This is a genomic window from Streptosporangium pseudovulgare (assembly GCF_014648055.1).
Lineage (GTDB): Bacteria > Actinomycetota > Actinomycetes > Streptosporangiales > Streptosporangiaceae > Streptosporangium > Streptosporangium pseudovulgare.
This window is the reverse complement of the sequence record NZ_BMQJ01000002.1, coordinates 314,345-331,732: the sequence shown is the minus strand read 5'-3', so window position 1 is coordinate 331,732 and position 17,388 is coordinate 314,345. Positions and strand designations below refer to the sequence as shown.

The 17,388-nt window shown below is 73.0% G+C and carries 14 protein-coding genes; 5 read left to right on the top strand and 9 right to left on the bottom strand.

What is annotated here, in order from left to right; genetic code table 11:
- The first annotated feature begins 116 nt into the window (after window positions 1-116).
- Complete coding sequence (gene dxs / locus IEZ10_RS05325) at window positions 117-2,099, top strand: 1-deoxy-D-xylulose-5-phosphate synthase (RefSeq protein WP_189245330.1); 1,983 nt, start codon at window positions 117-119, stop codon at window positions 2,097-2,099.
- A 241-nt stretch (window positions 2,100-2,340) separates the two neighbouring features.
- Entirely contained in the window at window positions 2,341-3,822 is a 1,482-nt protein-coding gene (locus IEZ10_RS05320) for an amino acid permease (RefSeq protein ID WP_189245329.1), read from the top strand.
- Between the two features lie 87 nt (window positions 3,823-3,909).
- On the opposite strand, the gene IEZ10_RS05315 is transcribed toward IEZ10_RS05320, so the two are convergent.
- From IEZ10_RS05315 to IEZ10_RS05305, 3 genes are all read right to left on the bottom strand, one after another.
- Window positions 3,910-4,380 (bottom strand): SSI family serine proteinase inhibitor, encoded by a 471-nt coding sequence (locus IEZ10_RS05315; RefSeq protein ID WP_189245328.1) that lies wholly within the window; start codon window positions 4,378-4,380, stop codon window positions 3,910-3,912.
- A 223-nt stretch (window positions 4,381-4,603) separates the two neighbouring features.
- Complete coding sequence (locus tag IEZ10_RS05310; RefSeq protein WP_189245327.1) at window positions 4,604-6,676, bottom strand: 3-hydroxyacyl-CoA dehydrogenase NAD-binding domain-containing protein; 2,073 nt, start codon at window positions 6,674-6,676, stop codon at window positions 4,604-4,606.
- The gene (locus IEZ10_RS05305) at window positions 6,673-7,872 is read right to left on the bottom strand and encodes a thiolase family protein (RefSeq protein ID WP_189245326.1); all 1,200 of its coding nucleotides are present in this window, start codon (window positions 7,870-7,872) and stop codon (window positions 6,673-6,675) included. Before IEZ10_RS05305 ends, IEZ10_RS05310 begins: the two co-directional genes overlap by 4 nt.
- 260 nt (window positions 7,873-8,132) lie before the next feature.
- Between IEZ10_RS05305 and IEZ10_RS05300 the strand changes: the two genes are divergently transcribed.
- Window positions 8,133-9,140, top strand: coding sequence for a LacI family DNA-binding transcriptional regulator (locus tag IEZ10_RS05300; RefSeq protein ID WP_189245325.1), 1,008 nt, complete (start codon window positions 8,133-8,135; stop codon window positions 9,138-9,140).
- Window positions 9,141-9,175: 35 nt separating this feature from the next.
- Here the strand turns inward: IEZ10_RS05300 and IEZ10_RS05295 are convergent, their stop codons facing one another.
- The 5 genes from IEZ10_RS05295 to IEZ10_RS05275 form a co-directional block, all read right to left on the bottom strand.
- Window positions 9,176-10,009: a sugar phosphate isomerase/epimerase family protein gene (locus IEZ10_RS05295; protein WP_189245324.1), complete on the bottom strand. Its 834-nt coding sequence runs from the start codon at window positions 10,007-10,009 to the stop codon at window positions 9,176-9,178.
- Window positions 10,010-10,070: 61 nt separating this feature from the next.
- Window positions 10,071-11,201 carry a dihydrodipicolinate synthase family protein gene (locus tag IEZ10_RS05290; protein ID WP_189245323.1) on the bottom strand — a complete coding sequence of 377 codons (1,131 nt, stop codon included), beginning with the start codon at window positions 11,199-11,201 and terminating at the stop codon, window positions 10,071-10,073.
- Window positions 11,201-12,343 (bottom strand): Gfo/Idh/MocA family protein, encoded by a 1,143-nt coding sequence (locus tag IEZ10_RS05285; protein ID WP_189245322.1) that lies wholly within the window; start codon window positions 12,341-12,343, stop codon window positions 11,201-11,203. Before IEZ10_RS05285 ends, IEZ10_RS05290 begins: the two co-directional genes overlap by 1 nt.
- A 275-nt stretch (window positions 12,344-12,618) precedes the next feature.
- Window positions 12,619-13,845: a ribonuclease D gene (locus IEZ10_RS05280; protein WP_189245321.1), complete on the bottom strand. Its 1,227-nt coding sequence runs from the start codon at window positions 13,843-13,845 to the stop codon at window positions 12,619-12,621.
- Complete coding sequence (locus IEZ10_RS05275; RefSeq protein ID WP_189245320.1) at window positions 13,842-14,441, bottom strand: DUF3000 domain-containing protein; 600 nt, start codon at window positions 14,439-14,441, stop codon at window positions 13,842-13,844. The genes IEZ10_RS05280 and IEZ10_RS05275 overlap by 4 nt, the downstream gene beginning before the upstream one ends.
- Before the next feature lie 174 nt (window positions 14,442-14,615).
- Between IEZ10_RS05275 and IEZ10_RS39790 the strand changes: the two genes are divergently transcribed.
- Both IEZ10_RS39790 and hemE read left to right on the top strand, forming a co-directional pair.
- Window positions 14,616-14,741, top strand: a complete 126-nt coding sequence (locus IEZ10_RS39790) for a hypothetical protein (protein WP_268246280.1) — start codon at window positions 14,616-14,618, stop codon at window positions 14,739-14,741.
- Window positions 14,742-15,180: 439 nt separating this feature from the next.
- Window positions 15,181-16,218, top strand: coding sequence for a uroporphyrinogen decarboxylase (gene hemE / locus IEZ10_RS05270; RefSeq protein ID WP_189245319.1), 1,038 nt, complete (start codon window positions 15,181-15,183; stop codon window positions 16,216-16,218).
- Between the two features lie 51 nt (window positions 16,219-16,269).
- On the opposite strand, the gene IEZ10_RS05265 is transcribed toward hemE, so the two are convergent.
- Window positions 16,270-17,361, bottom strand: a complete 1,092-nt coding sequence (locus tag IEZ10_RS05265) for a DUF4349 domain-containing protein (RefSeq protein ID WP_189245318.1) — start codon at window positions 17,359-17,361, stop codon at window positions 16,270-16,272.
- Between the last annotated feature and the right edge of the window lie 27 nt (window positions 17,362-17,388).

Genomic DNA, 17,388 nt, shown 5'->3' with positions numbered 1-17,388 from the left:
GTACAAAACATGCGGAAACCCCACGCTGAACGTGCAGAATCCCCTGTCTTGGAGGCACGGGCCGTCGCGCGAACTAGACTCGTCCCAGATGCTGACTGGACAGAGGGGATGATTCCGTGAGCGAGCGGACCGGGCGGCCTGGCAGCCTTCTGGAAACGGTCAAGGGACCGGGAGACCTGAAGCTGCTGCGGGCCGAGGAGCTGCCGCGGCTCGCCGCCGAGATCCGCGACCTACTGGTCAGCTCCACGGCGCGCATCGGAGGCCACCTGGGGCCCAACCTGGGGGTCGTCGAGCTGACGATCGCCCTGCACCGGGTGTTCGACTCGCCGCGTGACACCCTCCTGTGGGACACCGGCCACCAGGCGTACGTCCACAAGATGCTCACCGGCCGCGCCGACCGGTTCGACACGCTCCGCCAGGAGGGCGGCCTGTCGGGTTACCCGAGCCAGGCCGAGTCCGAGCACGACGTCATCGAGAACTCCCACGCCTCCACCGCGCTGTCGTACGCCGACGGCCTGGCCAAGGCGTTCAAGCTGCGCCGCGAGGCCGACCGCACGGTCGTCGCGGTGATCGGCGACGGGGCGCTCACCGGCGGCATGGCCTGGGAGGCGCTCAACAACATCGCGGCGAACAGGGACCTGCCGCTGATCATCGTGGTCAACGACAACGGCCGCTCCTACTCGCCGACGATCGGCGGCCTCGCCTCCCACCTGGCGTCGCTGCGCGCCACCCAGCGCTACGAGGACGTGCTCGACTTCGTCAAGGACAACCTGACGAAGGTGCCGGTCGTCGGCCCGCCGGTCTACGACGCGCTGCACGGCGTGAAGAAGGGGCTCAAGGACGTCCTGGCCCCGCAGGTGATGTTCGAGGACCTCGGCCTGAAGTACATCGGGCTGGTCGACGGCCACGACGAGGAGGCGGTGGAGGCCGCGCTGCGTAAGGCCAGGGGCTTCCGCCGCCCGGTCATCGTGCACGTGCTCACCAAGAAGGGCTTCGGCTACTCCTTCGCCGAGAACCACGGCGAGGACTGCTTCCACTCGCCCGGCGTCTTCGACCCGCTGACCGGCGAGGAGAAGCCCAAGCCGCACGGCTGGACCAACGTCTTCAGCCAGGAGATCGTACGGCTGGGCGCCGAGCGCAAGGACCTCGTGGCGATCACCGCGGCGATGCTCGGCCCGACCGGGCTGGCTCCGTTCGCGGAGGCGTTCCCCGACCGCCTGTACGACGTCGGCATCGCCGAGCAGCACGCGCTGACCAGCGCCGCGGGCCTGGCGCTGGGCGGCCTGCACCCGGTGGTGGCGGTCTACGCGACGTTCCTCAACCGGGCCTTCGACCAGCTGCTGATGGACGTCGCCCTGCACCGGCTGCCGGTCACGGTCGTCCTGGACCGGGCGGGCGTCACCGGCGACGACGGCGCCAGCCACAACGGCATGTGGGACCTGTCGATCCTGCAGGTCGTCCCGGGCCTGTCCATCGCCGTGCCGCGTGACGAGCCGCGGCTGCGCGAGCTGCTGGCCGAGGCGGTGGCCGTCGACGACGGCCCCACCGTCGTGCGCTACCCCAAGGGCCCGGTGCCCGGCGAGGTCGAGGCGACCGGCAGGCTCGGCACGATGGACGTGCTGCGCGCGGGCGGCCCCGGCCTGTCCGCGGAAGGCGCGGCGCCTTCCACGGCGGACGGCGCCCCGGCGGCCGGCGGGCTGGACGTGCTGTTCGTGTCGGTCGGCCCGATGGCCGAGACCTGCCTGGAGGCCGCCGCGCTGCTGGACGCGCAGGGGATCTCCGCCACCGTGGTCGACCCCCGCTGGGTCAAGCCGCTGGACGAGGCGCTGGTGGCCGCCGCCGCGGCGCACCGGCTGGTCGTGGTGGTCGAGGACAACGGCAGGGTCGGCGGTGTGGGCGACGCGGTCGCCCGCCTGTTGCGCGACGCCGACGTCGACGTCCCGGTCCGCACCTACGGTGTCCCGCAGCGGTTCCTGGACCACGCCAAGCGGGCGAAGATCCTCAGCGACATCGGGCTGACCTCCCAGGACATCGCCAGGGAGGTCACCGAGGCGGTGGCGCGGCGGACGCCGGCGCTGGAGAGCGACCCGGCGCGCTGACCGCGGCCGGTCTTACGCGCCGGACTCCGTCGCGGGTGGGTTCCACGCGCCGGACCCCTCGCGGGCCGGTCCCGCGCGGCGGGCTCCGTCGCGGGCCGGCCCGGCGCGCCGTCCCGGTGCGGACGCCGGCGGCCGGAGGCTTTCCCGGGAAGAACCCGTATCGCGACCGTTCAGGAGTTGATCCTACGGGCATGACCTGACCCATGGGGCGCAGCGGCTCCGGACGGTCAAGGGGGATTCCGTGGGCGTTTTCCGCGTCAAGTCGGTAGAGCAGTCGATCGAGGACACCGAGGCGCCGGAGCACCGGTTGCGCAAGGACCTGTCCGCGCTGGACCTGACGGTCTTCGGCATCGGCGTCATCATCGGCACCGGCATCTTCGTGCTCACCGGCCGGGTCGCCAGGGACCTGGCCGGGCCGTCGGTGGCCCTGTCGTTCGTGGGAGCCGGCATCGTCTGCGCGCTCGCCGCGCTGTGCTACGCCGAGTTCGCCTCCACCGTCCCGGTCGCCGGATCGGCCTACACCTTCGCCTTCGCCACGCTCGGTGAGTTCCCCGCCTGGATCATCGGCTGGGACCTGACGCTGGAGCTCATGCTCGCCGCCGCGGTCGTCGCCGTCGGCTGGTCGGGCTACCTGACATCGCTGCTGGCGTCGGCCGGGCTGTCCCTGCCCACCGCGATAGCCGGGGAGGGCGCGGCCTTCAACCTGCCCGCGGCGCTGATCGTGCTGGTCCTGACCGGGATCCTGGTCGCGGGCGTCAAGCTCTCGTCCCGGTTCAACCTGGTCGTCGTCGCCATCAAGGTCACCGTGGTGCTGCTCGTCATCGTGGCCGGGCTGTTCTTCGTCAAGGGGGCCAACTACACCCCGTTCATCCCGCCGGCCAAGCAGACCCCCGCGGTGGAGGGGCTGGCGGCGCCGCTGATCCAGGTGGTGTTCGGCATCAGCCCGGTCGCCTTCGGCGTGATGGGCATCTTCAGCGCCGCCGCGATCGTGTTCTTCGCCTACATCGGCTTCGACGTGGTCGCCACCGCCGCCGAGGAGACCCGCAACCCGCAGCGTGACCTGCCCATCGGCATCATCGGCTCGCTCGTCATCTGCACCGTCCTGTACGTCGCGGTCTCCCTGGTCGTCGTCGGCATGGAGCCCTACTCGCGGCTCAGCGAGGCGGCGCCGCTGGCCGACGCGTTCAAGGCGGTCGGCCAGACGTGGGCGGCCACGCTCATCAGCATCGGCGCGCTGGCCGGGCTCACCACGGTCGTGATGATCCTCATGCTGGGGCAGTCGCGGGTGACGTTCGCGATGTCCCGCGACAACCTGCTGCCCGGGTGGTTCGCCAGGGTCCACCCGAAGTTCGGCACGCCGTACCGGATCACGATCCTGACGGGTGGCGTGGTCGCGCTGCTGGCCGGGCTGGTGCCGCTGTCGGCGATCGCCGAGCTGGTCAACATCGGCACGCTGTTCGCGTTCGTCATCGTCTCGATCGCGGTCGTCATCCTCCGCCGCACCCGGCCGGACCTGCCGCGTTCCTTCCGAACCCCGCTGGTGCCGCTGGTGCCGATCCTGTCGGTGCTGGCCTGCGTGTACCTGATGCTGAACCTGCCGGTGGAGACCTGGATCCGGTTCGTGGTGTGGATGATCCTCGGCGTCGTCGTCTACGCCGTGTACGGCTACCGCCACAGCCGGGTGGCGGGCCGCGGGGTGGGCGCCGGGAAGACGGGCCTCTAGCGGCGGGACGGGCCCGGAAAACGGGATGGGCCCGGAAAAGCAGGACGGGCTCGGAGGCCAGACGGCTCCCGGAAAGCGGGACGGGCCTCAGAAGCGGAACAGCGGGCCGGTGAGGGCCGTCATCTCGCAGCCGTTGTCGTAGGTCCGGGTGAACCGGACGGTCCTGCCCGCCCAGGTGCCGAACGCGCCGACGGTGTGCGGGTCGTACTCCGGCGGGCAGATCATGTCGATGTCGTAGGCGAGCCTCGGCAGGTCGCCGTCCACCTGGCGCAGCAGTCCGCAGGCCGTGGCCGGGTCCGGGTGGCTGCCGCCGTCCCCGGTGTCGCCGCACCGCAGCACGACGCTCTTGGCCGGGCCGCCGGCGACCGAGAGGGTGAGCGTGAGGGGCGGGCCGGCTCCGGGCGCGGTGGTGTCCGAGGCGGGGGAGGAGCCGCCGAGGGCGGCGGCGAGGTCGTCCGAGACGCTGGAGGGGCCGTCCGGGACGGATGACTCGGCGGCGTGCGACACGACGGCGAGGGCGAACACCACGACCGCAGAAGCGATCTTGACGGTTCTCATGGCGGGGATGTTCCCCGTGTCGGGTAAGGACCCTGCCGGGATATGGCCAAGGATCTTCCCGCTCGCTCCTCACGGGCCGGGAGATCTGCCTGGCCTTTCCTCTGAAAGCCATACAGGAGGGTCCGAAAAGGGCGAGACATGAAGCGGGCCGCGCCGCGCTCCGGGGAGCGCCGCGCGGCCCGCACGCGGGTCGGGCCGGGAGCGACCCCGGCCCGCACGCGGGTCAGGCCGGGAGCGACGCCACGCCCGGCGGCAGGAACCGCGGCTGGGCGATGCCGGTGCGGTCCAGGTACGGCGTGACGCCGCCCAGGTGGAACGGCCAGCCGGCGCCCAGGATCATGCACAGGTCGATGTCCTGGGGCGCGGCCACCACGCCCTCGTCGAGCATGATGCGGATCTCCTGCGCCAGGGCGCGCAGGGCGCGCAGCCGCACCTCCTCCGCGGTGGACGGGGAGGTGCCGCCCGCGAAGAAGGCGACCGCCTCGGGGTCGAGCGTGAAGTCGGGCTTGAAGACGCCCGGCTTGCCCGCCGCCACCAGCCGGGCGAGGTTCTCCGACACGCCGAAGCGGTCGGGGAACGCCTGGTGCATGGTCTCGGCGACGTGCAGCGCGACGGCCGGGCCGACGAGCTGGAGCAGCGCGAACGGGCTCATCGGCAGACCGAGGCCGTCCAGCGCGTGGTCGGCGGTCTCCAGCGGGGTGCCTTCGTCCACCGCGCCGATGACCTCGCCCATGAAGCGGGTCAGGATGCGGTTGACGACGAACGCGGGCGCGTCCTTGACCAGCACCGACGACTTCTTCAGCGTCCTGCCCACGGCGAAGGCGGTGGCGAGCGTCGCGTCGTCGGTCCTCTCGCCGCGGATGATCTCCAGCAGCGGCATCACGGCGACCGGGTTGAAGAAGTGGAAGCCCACCACCCGCTCGGGGTGCTCCAGCTTGGCGGCCATCTCGGTCAGCGACAGCGAGGAGGTGTTGGTGGCCAGCACGCACTCGGCGGAGACGACCTGCTCCACCTCGGCGAACACCTGCTGCTTGACCTTCATGTCCTCGAAGACCGCCTCGATGACGAAGTCGGCGTCGGCGAACGCGTCCTTGGTCAGCGAGCCCGTCACCAGGCCCTTGAGCCGGTTGGCCTGGTCGGCGGAGACACGGCCCTTGCCGAACAGCTTGTCGATCTCGCCGTGGACGTAGCCGACGCCCTTGTCGAGGCGGGCCTGGTCGAGGTCGGTCAGCACGACCGGGACCTCCAGGCGGCGGGCGAACAGCAGCGCCATCTGCGAGGCCATCAGGCCCGCGCCGACGACGCCGACCTTGGTGACCTTGCGGGCCAGCGCCTTGTCCGGGGCCCCGGCGGGCCGCTTGGCGCGGCGCTGCACCAGGTCGAAGGAGTACAGGCCGGCGCGCAGCTCGTCGCTCATCAGCAGGTCGGCCAGGGCCTCGTCCTCGGCGGCGAAGCCCTCGTCACGGGAGGCGGTGCGGGCCAGCTCGACCAGCTCCAGCGCCCGGTAGGGGGCGGGGGAGGCGCCGCGCAGCTTCATGTCGACCAGGAAGCGGGCGTCGGCGATCGGCTTGGCCCAGTTTTCGGCGGTGTGGTCGGTCCGCGTGACGGTCACCTCGCCGCGCAGCACCTTGGCCGCCCAGCGCAGCGACTCCTCCAGGAAGTCGGCGGGCTCGAACATCGCGTCGGCGATGCCGGCGGCGAAGGCGTCCCGGCCCTTGATCATCCGGTTCTGCGACAGCGGGTTCTCGATGATCAGCTTCAGCGCCGCGGCCGGGCCGATCAGGCGGGGCAGGAGCTGGGTGCCGCCCCAGCCGGGCACCAGGCCGAGGAAGCACTCGGGCAGGGCGACCGCGGGAACGCCGGAGGAGATCGTCCGGTAGGCGCAGTGCAGGGCGATCTCCAGGCCGCCGCCCATGGCCGCGCCGTTGACGAACGCGAACGACGGCACGCTCAGCTCGCCCAGGCGGCGGAACACCCGGTGCCCGAGCCGGCCGATCTCCAGCGCCTGGTCGCGGTCGGCGACCAGCGCGGCGCCCTTGAGGTCGGCGCCGACGGCGAAGATGAACGGCTTGCCGGTGACACCCACGGCCGCGAGGTCGGTGCGGGCCTCGATCGCGTCGAGGGCCTCGGCCAGGGAGGTGAGGCCGGCCGGGCCGAACGTGGAGGGCTTGGTGTGGTCGAAGCCGTTGTCCAGCGTGATCAGCGCCATGGTGCCGGCGCCGTCGGGCAGCTCCACGTCGCGGACGATGGCGCGGGTGACGACCTCGTCGCTGAAGATTTCCCTGATGTCCGTCACTTCGCACCTTCCCAGGCGAGGTTCTCCCAGATGACCGTTCCGCCCATGCCCATGCCGACGCACATCGTGGTGACGCCGTACCGGACGTCGGGGCGCTCGCCGAACTCGCGGGCGAGCTGCGTCATCAGCCGAACGCCCGAGGAGGCCAGCGGGTGGCCGAAGGCGATGGCGCCGCCGTAGGGATTGATCCGGGCGTCGTCGTCGGCGATGCCGAAGTGCTCCAGGAACGCCAGCACCTGTACGGCGAAGGCCTCGTTGATCTCGAAGAGCCCGATGTCGGAGATCGACAGCCCGGCCAGGCGCAGCGCCCGCTCGGTGGACGGGATCGGGCCGACGCCCATGACCTCGGGGTCCACGCCGGCGAAGGCGTAGGAGACCAGCCGCATCTTGGGAGTGAGGCCCAGCTCGGCGGCGGTGTCGGCGGCGGCCACGATGCAGCCGGTCGCGCCGTCGTTGATGCCGGAGGCGTTGCCCGCGGTGACCCGGCCGTGCGGGCGGAACGGGGTCTTCAGCGTCGCCAGGCCCTCCATGGTGGTGCCGGGGCGGGGCGCCTCGTCGGCGGTGGCCAGGCCCCAGCCCTTCTCGGCGGTCCGGACGGCGACCGGCACGAGGTCGGGCTGGATCCTGCCGTCGGCGTAGGCCTTGGCGACCTTCTCCTGGGAGGCGACGGCGAAGGCGTCGGCGCGCTCCTTCGAGATGTTCGGGTAGCGGTCGTGCAGGTTCTCCGCGGTCATGCCCATGACCAGGGCGGAGCCGTCCACGAGCTTCTCGGACAGGAACCGCGGGTTGGGGTCGACGCCCTCGCCCATCGGGTGGCGGCCCATGTGCTCGACGCCGCCGGCGATGGCGACGTCGTAGGCGCCGAAGGCGATGCCTCCGGCGACGGTGGTCACCGCGGTCATCGCGCCGGCGCACATGCGGTCGATCGCGTAACCGGGGACGCTCTTGGGCAGTCCGGCCAGCACGGCGGCGGACCGGCCGATGGTCAGTCCCTGGTCGCCGATCTGCGTGGTGGCGGCGATGGCCACCTCGTCGACCCGCTCGGGCGGCAGGTTCGGGTTGCGCCGGATCAGCTCACGGATGACGCGGACGACCAGGTCGTCGGCGCGCGTCTCGGCATACAGGCCCTTGGGACCCGACCTGCCGAACGGCGTGCGCACACCGTCGACGAATACGACGTCACGAGACGAAGGCACGGGTTCGCTCCTCGTTGCTGGGTAGCTTCACCCCCCATGCTACTCGCGGGTAACAACATCCCATACGACCCGCCCCCTCCGCCACGCGCGGGGGCCGGAAAGGCGGGCGGATCAGGCGTACGAGACGCCCCGGGCGGTGCTCCCGCGCCGCCGGGAACCGGAGACGGGCGGAGGCCGGCGGCCGGGCCCGACGCGCGCGGGCGGGGTGCGGGGAGGCGGCATCTGCGGCAGACTGGGAAATCGTTTTCCTGGAGGTCGCCATGGTCACTCTCGAAGATGTCGCCCGGCAGGCCGGCGTGTCGCTCGCCACGGCCTCGCGGGTGCTCAACGGCAGCACCCGCCAGGTGGGGGCGTCGCTGCGGGCCAAGGTCGAACTGGCCGCCCACCAGCTCGGCTACCGCACCAACGTGGCGGCCCAGACGCTGGCCAGGGGCGCCAGCAACGTGATCGGCCTCGTCGTCCACGACCTCACCGACCCCTACTTCGCCGCGCTCGCCGACGGCGCCATGCGGGTGGCCGAGAGCCACGAGTTCATGGTCATGGTGGGCACCACGCACCGCGACCCCGAACGGGAGATCGCCTACGTCTCCACCCTGAACGCCCAGCGGGTCCGCGCCGTGCTGCTCACCGGGTCCAGGGTCGACGACGCCGGCCTGACCCGCAGGATGCGCCAGGAGCTCGACCGCTACCTGCAGACCGGCGGCCGGGTGGCCTGCGTCGGCCAGGAGTCGCTGGGCGTCGACACCGTGGTGCCGGGCAACCGCGAGGGCGCCGCCGGGCTGGCCCGGGCCCTCGCCGGCCTGGGGCACCGCCGCTTCGCCGTGCTCGCCGGGCCCGAGCGGCTGCTCACCGCCCGGGACCGGCTGGCGGGGTTCGCCGGGGCGCTCGCCGAGCTGGGCCTGCCCGCCCCGCAGGTCGTCCACGGCTCCTTCGACCGCGACGGCGGCCACACCGCGGCGACCGAGGTCTCCGACGCCACCTGCGTGTTCGCGGTCAACGACGTGATGGCGGTGGGCGCGCTGGCGTCCTTCCGGGACCGGGGGGTCAGCGTGCCCGGCGACGTGTCGGTGGCCGGGTTCGACGACATCTCCACCCTGCGGGACCTGGTCCCGCAGCTGACCACCGTACGGCTGCCGCTGGCGGACATGGGGGCGCGGGCGATGGAGCTGGCCCTCACCCCGCCGGGGGACGGCGCGGACGCCGACCCCCGGATCGAGGCCGTGGCCGGCGAGGTCGTCCTCCGCGAGAGCACCCGCCGCCTCGGCTGAGCCGGCCCGGAGCGCCACGTGCTCCGGGCCGGGCCTCAGCGCTCGATCAGCTCGGCGAACCTCGCCTTCACCCGGGCCAGGACCTCGTCGGGGTCGGCGGCCCACACGTCGGCGTTGAAGATCTCCACCTCGATGTCCCCGGTGTAGCCCGCCTCGGCCACCGCCCGGGTCAGCGGCGCGAAGTCGATCACGCCGTCGCCCATCACGCCCCGGCCGAGCAGCACGTCGGCCGGGAGCGGGTGCAGGTGGTCGCACACCTGGTAGGAGGCGATCCGCTCGCCCGCCCGGGCGATCTGCGCCAGGACCTGCGGGTCCCACCACACGTGGAAGGTGTCGACGACCACGCCGACCCGCTCCGCCGGGTACGGCTCGGCCAGGTCGAGCGCCTGCCCGAGGGTGGACAGCACCGCCCGGTCGGCGCAGTACATCGGGTGCAGCGGCTCCAGCGCCAGCCGTACCCCCCGCTCGGCGGCGTACGGGACCAGCGCGGCCAGCGCCTCGGCGACGCGCTCCCTGGCCCCGGCGAGGTCGCGGTCCACCGCGGGGGAGGGCTCGCCGGGCGTCACGCCCGGCAGGCCGCCGACCACCATGACCAGGCACGCCGCGCCCAGCGTGGCGGCCTCGTCGATCGCCCGCCGGTTGTCGTCGAGCGCCTCCCTGTCCCCGGAGGTCAGGAAGCCGCCCCGGCACAGCGACGAGACCCGCAGGCCCGCGTCGGCCACCAGCTTCACGGTCTCGTCCAGCCCCTGCGCGGCGACGTCCTGCCGCCACAGGCCGATCGCCCCGACGCCGTGCCGTACGCAGCCCTCGACGGCCTCGGCCACCGACCACCGCCTGGTGGTCCACTGGTTCAGCGACAGACGGCTCATCGGGCCGCCTCCTCTCCCGCCGCGGCCCGCGCCCGGTCCGCCCGCGTCCGTGCCCGTCCGCTCAGCATCCGTGCACCGCCAGCAGCGACCGCATCCGGTGCACGGCCATCTCCGGGTCGGCCAGCAGCCCGGCCCGGTCGGCCAGGCGGAACACCTCGGCCAGGTGCGGCAGCGAGCGCGACGCCTGGGCGCCGTTCACCATGGCGAAGGCGTCCTGGTGGCCGTTGAGCCAGGCCAGGAAGACGATGCCGGTCTTGTAGTGGTAGGTCGGCGTCTCGAAGATCTTCCGGGAGAGCGGGACCGTCGGGCCCATGATCTCCTCGTAGCGGGCGGTGTCCCCGGCGTCGAGCGCGGCCAGGGCCGCCGCGGCGGCCGGGGCGATCGCGTCGAAGATCCCCAGCAGCGCGTGGCTGCCCGAGGCGATCAGCGACGGGTAGTTGAAGTCGTCACCGGTGTAGAGCCGCACGCCCTCCGGCAGCGCCGCGCGCAGCGCGACCTCGTGCTCGGCGTCCAGCAGCGAGACCTTGACGCCCTCGACCACCGCCGCGTGCTCGCGGATCAGCTCCAGGAACGACGCGGTGGCCTCGGCGACGTCCCGCGAACCCCAGTAGCCCGCCAGGTTCGGGTCGAACATCTCGCCCAGCCAGTGCAGGATCACCGGGCGGTCGGCCTGCGACAGCAGCTTGCCGTAGACCGCGTGGTAGTCCTCAGGTCCCCGCGCGATCGCGGCGAGCTGCCGGCTGGCCATCAGGATCACGCCGGCCCCGGCCTCGCGGACGGTCTCGACCTGCTCGGTGTAGGCGGCCGTGACCTCCTCCAGGGTCGCGGCGCCCGGCGCGTGGTCGGTGCCCGCGCCGCAGGCCACCAGCTCGGCCGGGTCGCCGAGCTCCGCGGCCGCGGCGGCGCTGCGCCGGATCAGCTCGCGGGTGGCCGGCCAGTCCAGGCCCATGTTGCGCTGCGCGGTGTCCATCGCGTCGGCCACGCGCAGGCCGTACGACCACAGGTGGCGGCGGAAGCGCAGCGTGGCGTCCCAGTCGACGGCGGCGGGCGCGCCGGGGGTGTTGTCGCCGAGCGGGTCGGCCACCACGTGCGCGGCGGCGTAGACGACGCGGCCACGGGGCGGGCCGGCGGGCCGTTCCCAGGCGACCGGCTCGCGCAGGGTGTGCTCCCCGCCGGGAAGATCGATCCGCATCACTGCTCCATCGCCAGGCGGCGGCCCTCGGCGGAGGAGCGCAGGGCCAGCTCGGCGACGCGGACGCCGCGCGCGCCGGAGGCGAAGTCGTGCGGGAACGGCGCGTCCTCCAGCACGTGCCGGACGAACATCTCCCACTGGGTCTTGAAGCCGTTGTCGAACTCGGCGTTGTCCGGCACCTCCTGCCACTCGTCGCGGAACCGCGCCGTGACGGGCAGGTCGGGGTTCCAGACCGGCCTGGGGGTGGCCGCCCGGTGCTGGATCCGGCAGTTGCGCAGCCCCGCGACGGCGCTGCCGTGCGTGCCGTCCACCTGGAACTCCACCAGCTCGTCCCGGTTCACCCGGACGGTCCAGGAGGAGTTGATCTGGGCGACGACGCCGCCCTCCAGCTCGAAGACGCCGTAGGCGGCGTCGTCGGCGGTGGCGGGGTAGGTCTCGCCCCGCTCGTCCACCCGCTCGGGGACGTGGGTGACGGCGCGGGCGTAGACCGACTCGATCCGGCCGAAGAGGTTCTCCAGCACGTAGGTCCAGTGCGGGAACATGTCCAGCACGATGCCGCCGCCGTCCTCGGCGCGGTAGTTCCACGACGGGCGCTGCGCGGCCTGCCAGTCTCCCTCGAAGACCCAGTAGCCGAACTCGCCGCGCACCGACAGGATCCGGCCGAAGAAGCCGCCGTCGATCAGCCGCCTGAGCTTGAGCAGGCCCGGCAGGAACAGCTTGTCCTGCACGACGCCGTTCTTGACGCCCCGGGCGGCGGCGGCCTCGGCCAGCGCCACGGCGTCGCCGTGGTTCTCGGCGGTCGGCTTCTCGGCGTAGACGTGCTTGCCGGCCTCGATCGCCGCGAGGACGGCCTTCACCCGGGCCTGGGTGACCTGGGCGTCGAAGTAGATGAGGTTGGACTCGTCGGCGAGGGCGGCGTCGAGCTCGGTGGTCCACTCCTCGATGCCGTGGTCGGCGGCCAGCTTGGCCAGCTTGTCCGGGTTGCGGCCCACCAGCACCGGCCTGAGCGTCACCCGGCCGCCGTCGGACAGCGCCACGCCGCCCTGCTCGTTGATCGCCAGGACCGAGCGGACCAGATGCTGGCGGTAGCCCATGCGGCCGGTGACGCCATTCATCACGACGCCGATGCTTCGGTGGGACATCCTTCTCCTGCCTCCTATGGAAAGCGCTTTCCGAGTCACCGTACGGCAGCCGCCGCCTCTTCGGCAAGAATCCCCGGGGGGTTTTCCCGGTCACCCGCGGCGGGAACCCACCCGGAAGAGCGCTCCGGGGCCCGAGCGGAGGGGCGCCCGGAGCGCACGCGAAAGGGCGTTCCGGCGCGCGGGCTAAGGCGTTCCGGAACGCGTCCGGCTCCGGCGGGGACGCGGCGGAACCGCCGGCGGGCTCAGGAACGGGCGCGCCGGCGGCTCCGGGGCGCTCAGCCCGTCTCCTTGGCCTCCAGCTCCGTCAGGGCCTTGGCGACGGGACCGGCGGTCAGCTCGATCTGCCACTCCCGGGCGCCCAGCTCGCGCAGCCGCGACGCCACGCTGTCCTCGTCGACGGCCGGGGGCGGCTCCCACGTCAGGCGGCGCACGGCGTCCGGCTGGATGAGGTTCTCCGCCGGCATGTGGTGTTCCTCGGCCAGGGAGGTCACCACGGCCCGGGCGGCGGCCAGCCGCCGGGCGGCCACGGGGTCGCGGTCCATCCACCGGTTGGCGGGCGGCGGCCCGTCACCCGGCGTGCTCGGCTGGGGGAGCTGCGACTCCGGCAGGGTGCGGGCCCTGCCGATCGCCGCCAGCCACTCGCGCAGGTGCTTGCGGGCGCTGCGGCCGGTGAACGGGGGGATCTCGGTGAGGGCCTTGGTGGTGCGGGGCAGCTCCAGGGCCGCGGTGACGATCGCCGAGTCGGGCAGCACCCGGCCCGGGGCGAGATCGGCCTCGCGGGCGAACCCGTCGCGGAGCGTCCACAGCTCCCGGACCACGGCCAGCCCGCGCAGCGAGCGGACCTTGTGGATGCCGGAGGTGCGCCGCCAGGGGTCCGAGCGCGGGGCCGGTGCCCGGTGGGCCAGGACGGCGGCGAACTCCTCCTGCGCCCACGTCAGCTTGCCGGCCCCCTTCAGCTCCTCGTACAGCACGTCGCGCAGCTCGACGAGCACCTCGACGTCGAGGGCGGCGTAGCGCAGCCAGTCCTCGGGCAGCGGCCGGGTGGACCAGTCGGCCGCGGAGTACCCCTTCTCCAGCCTGAGACCGAGGACGTTCTCCACCATCAGGCCGAGCCCGACGCGCTCGTAGCCGAGGAGCCGGCCGGCGAGCTCGGTGTCGAACAGCGCGCGCGGCCGGAAGCCCAGCTCGGCCAGGCACGGCAGGTCCTGGGAGGCGGCGTGCAGCACCACCTCGGCGTCGGCCAGCGCCGCGTCCAGCACCGACAGGTCGGGGCAGCGGATCGGGTCGATCAGCGCGCTGCCCGCACCCGCCCGGCGCAGCTGCACCAGGTAGGCGCGGCCGCTGTAGCGGTAGCCGGAGGCCCGCTCGGCGTCCACCGCCACGGGGCCGGTGCCCGAGGCGAAGGCGCGCACGACGCGGGCGAGCTCGGCGGGACTCTCGACGACGGGAGGTATCCCCTCCCTGGGCTCAAGCAGCGGAACGATGGTTGTCTCGTCGGTCACGTTCGAAAGGACTCCGGATCTTCGCGACGGCGCTGCGGCAGGGCCGCCACGCCGGGTGGCAGGGGTGGCATGCCCGCCGCCAGGCACATCAGGTCGCACCAGGCGGCGACGTGGCCGGAGAGGTCTTCCTCCAGCGGGGACCAGGAGGCGCGCAGCTCCAGCTCCGTGGTCACCGGATCCTCGGCCTTGTTGCCGAAGCCCTCCGACACCGCCCTGGTGACGGTGCCGCCGGCCGCGGCGTAGGCGGCGCCGTGGGCGTCGAGCGACTCGGTGAGCCAGCTCCACGCGACCGGGCCCAGCAGCGGATCCTCGGTGATCTCCGGCTCCATGTCGGCCCGGACGTAGGCGACGAGCCGGAACTGGCCGTCCCAGCCGCGCTGGCCGTCGGGGTCGAAGAGCATGATGAGGCGGCCGACGGCCAGCTCGTCGTCATCGTCGCGGTAGACCGACGCGCCGACGGCGGCCGAGTACGGGGCCAGCCGCTGCGGGGCCGGGATGTCCTCCAGCTCGATCTCCGGTCTGACCTCCGTGGGGCGCAGCGTGGCCGCCGCCCGCCGGAAGGCGGCGGGAACGGGCGCGGCGTCACCGATGGTCATACCGGAAGCGTAGGTCGGAAGTGAGCGCATGGGGACCATCGGGGTGGGTGTAGGAGCCATCGGAAGCGATCAAGCCGACGCCGCCGGCGAGCAGGAGACGCGGGAGACCCCGCCGTCGCGGGGGCCGGCGGGCCCGGACGGTCCGGAGAACGTCCGGGGCGCGAGGAACAGCGCGTGGCCGCACTCGACGCACGTCCACTCCGGGCACTCGCCGGGATCATGGCCGTCGCGGCAGGGAGGTTGCTCGAAAACCCGGTCGCCGGCGCAGGAAGCACAGTGCTCATCGCGGTGTTCGAGTGAACGCCACGTTATGGACATCGTGGACATCGCACAGGCCTTTCGTCGGGTCGTGGTCCGACGTTGGCACGTCGCGCCGACATTTCCGCGCAACGTGCTCGGCGTGTCCCGAAAGTGGTGCCGGAATCGGTGCCGCGCGGTGACTTGACGAACATTTGGACCAGCCGGGGGCCGGGCCAGGTTCGTCGATGGGAGGAACTGTACCCGGAAACATGATCGCTTCGTGCCCTCCGGACGGCGGACCCGGCCGCCGGGCGCTTCAGATCGGCTCTCAACTGAGGGACGAAGAACCCAAACCGGTAGAACCCTATCGTCATCACGACTTGAAAGTGCCTGGGCGTTGTTATGGATGATCTCATTGAATAACTGGTGATTTCCTCCTAGATCGCCCGAGGACGGCCTGGGTGAGCGGACCGGGACCTGGGCATGGCACCCTGGAAGGGTGAATCCCGAGCTTGCCGACTCCCCGTTCCTGCGCGCCTGCCGCCGACGGCCCGTCCCCCACACCCCCGTGTGGTTCATGCGCCAGGCCGGCCGCTCACTGCCCGAGTACCGGGCCGTGCGCGAGGGGGTGCCGATGCTCACCGCGTGCGCCACCCCGGACCTCATCGTGGAGATCACGATGCAGCCGGTCCGCCGCTACGGCGTGGACGCGGCCATCTTCTTCAGCGACATCGTGGTGCCGCTCAAGGCGATCGGGATCGACCTCGACATCAAGCCCGGCGTCGGCCCGGTGGTGGCCGACCCGATCCGGGACGCCACCGCGGTCGAGACGCTGCGCCCCCTCGAACCCGGCGACGTCCCCTACGTCACCGAGGCCGTCCGGGCGCTGACCGGCGAGCTGGGCGCCACCCCGCTCATCGGCTTCGCGGGCGCGCCGTTCACCCTGGCCTCCTACCTCATCGAGGGAGGCCCCTCCAAGAGCCACGACCGCACCAAGGCGATGATGTACGGCGAGCCGCGGCTGTGGCACGCCCTGATGGACCGGCTGACCGGGATCACCATCGGCTTCCTGCGCGTCCAGGCCGAGGCCGGAGCCTCGGCCGTCCAGCTGTTCGACTCCTGGGTGGGCGCGGTCGCCCCCGAGGACTACCGCGAGTTCGTCCTGCCCTACACCAGCCGCATCTTCGCCGTACTGGCCGACCTGGACATCCCGCGCATCCACTTCGGGGTCGGCACCGGCGAGCTGCTCGGCCTGCTCGGCGAGGCCGGCGCCGACGTGGTCGGCGTCGACTGGCGGGTCCCGCTCGACGAGGCCGCCCGGCGCGTGGGGCCGGGCCGGGCGCTGCAGGGCAACCTCGACCCGGCGGTCCTGTTCGCCCCCTGGGAGGTCGTCGAGCGGCGCGCGGCCGACGTCCTGGCCCGCGGCGCCAAGGCCGAGGGCCACGTCTTCAACCTCGGGCACGGCGTGCCGCCCGGCGCCGACCCCGGCCAGCTCGCCCGCCTCACCGACTTCGTGCACGAGACGTCCGCCCGCTGACCCGCTGACCCGCGCTTCCCGGGGTCCGCGCTGCGGCCGGACCCCGGGCTCCTACGGCCGTTCGGCGGCCGGCTCCTCCCGCTCCCGCCGCTCGCCGGGGGAACCCGGGTCGGTGTCGGTGTCGGTGTCGGGGCCGGGGTCGAGTCCGGGCACGGGTCCGGACGAAGGCGAGGGTTCAGGCGCGGGGTGCGGCGGCGGGGTCGGGCGGCCCGGACGGCCGCGGCGGGTGTTGCGGCGGGTACGGCGCAGCACGAACGCCACCACCAGCCACACCAGCCCGGCCGCGATCGTCCAGGGCAGCAGCACGCCCAGCACGGTCAGGCCGATCTTCAGGGCCTCGACGAAGCTCCGCCAGCCCGTCCGCAGGCCCCCCAGGAAACCCGACGACTCGTCCTCCGGCTCGGGGACCACGACCTCGGGGCCGACCAGGTTCAGCGTCAGCGTCGCCATGCTCGTCCTGGCGGCGAGCGACCGCTGCCGGGCCTGGAGCGCCTCCAGCTCCGTCTCGCGGCTGGAGATCTCCCGCTCGATCTCCAGCACCTCACCGATCTTGTTCGCCCGCTTCAGCAGGGCGCGCAGCGAGTCCAGCGACGCCTTCGCCGACCGCACCCGGCTGTCGACGTCGGCCACCTGCTCGGTGACGTCCTTGGTGTTCTGCCGCACCGCCTCGCGGACGCCGAGTTCCCTGCCCAGGCGCTCCAGCACGCCGGGGTAGGCCGACGGCGGGATCTTGAAGACCAGGTTCGCGCTGCCCTGGTCGCCGTTGGAGGAGCCGGACCGCTCGGTGGCGAGGTAGCCGCCGGAGGCGTCGACGAGCCCGCGCGCCCGGTCCGACGCGGCGGCGACGTCCTTGACCCGGACCGTCAGCTCGGCCGTGTAGACGATCTGCCGGTCCTGCGGGACCGGGTCCACCTGCTCGGCCGGCGCCCCCGTGGCGGCCGAGCTCTTCCTCTCCGCGCCGCCCCCGGAGGACGCCGAGTCGGCGTAACCCTGGTCCTGCGCGGCGTCCCTGGCGACGGCGGGCGCGGCCTCACTCGACTGCGAGGTCATCTTGACGCTCCCGCCGCTGCCGCACGCGGTCAGCGCCAGCATCGTGGCCGCCAGCGCGATCGCCGGCCGTAAGCCGTACCGGAATCTGTTCATGTCCTGATTGACGGAGGTTCGTCCGGT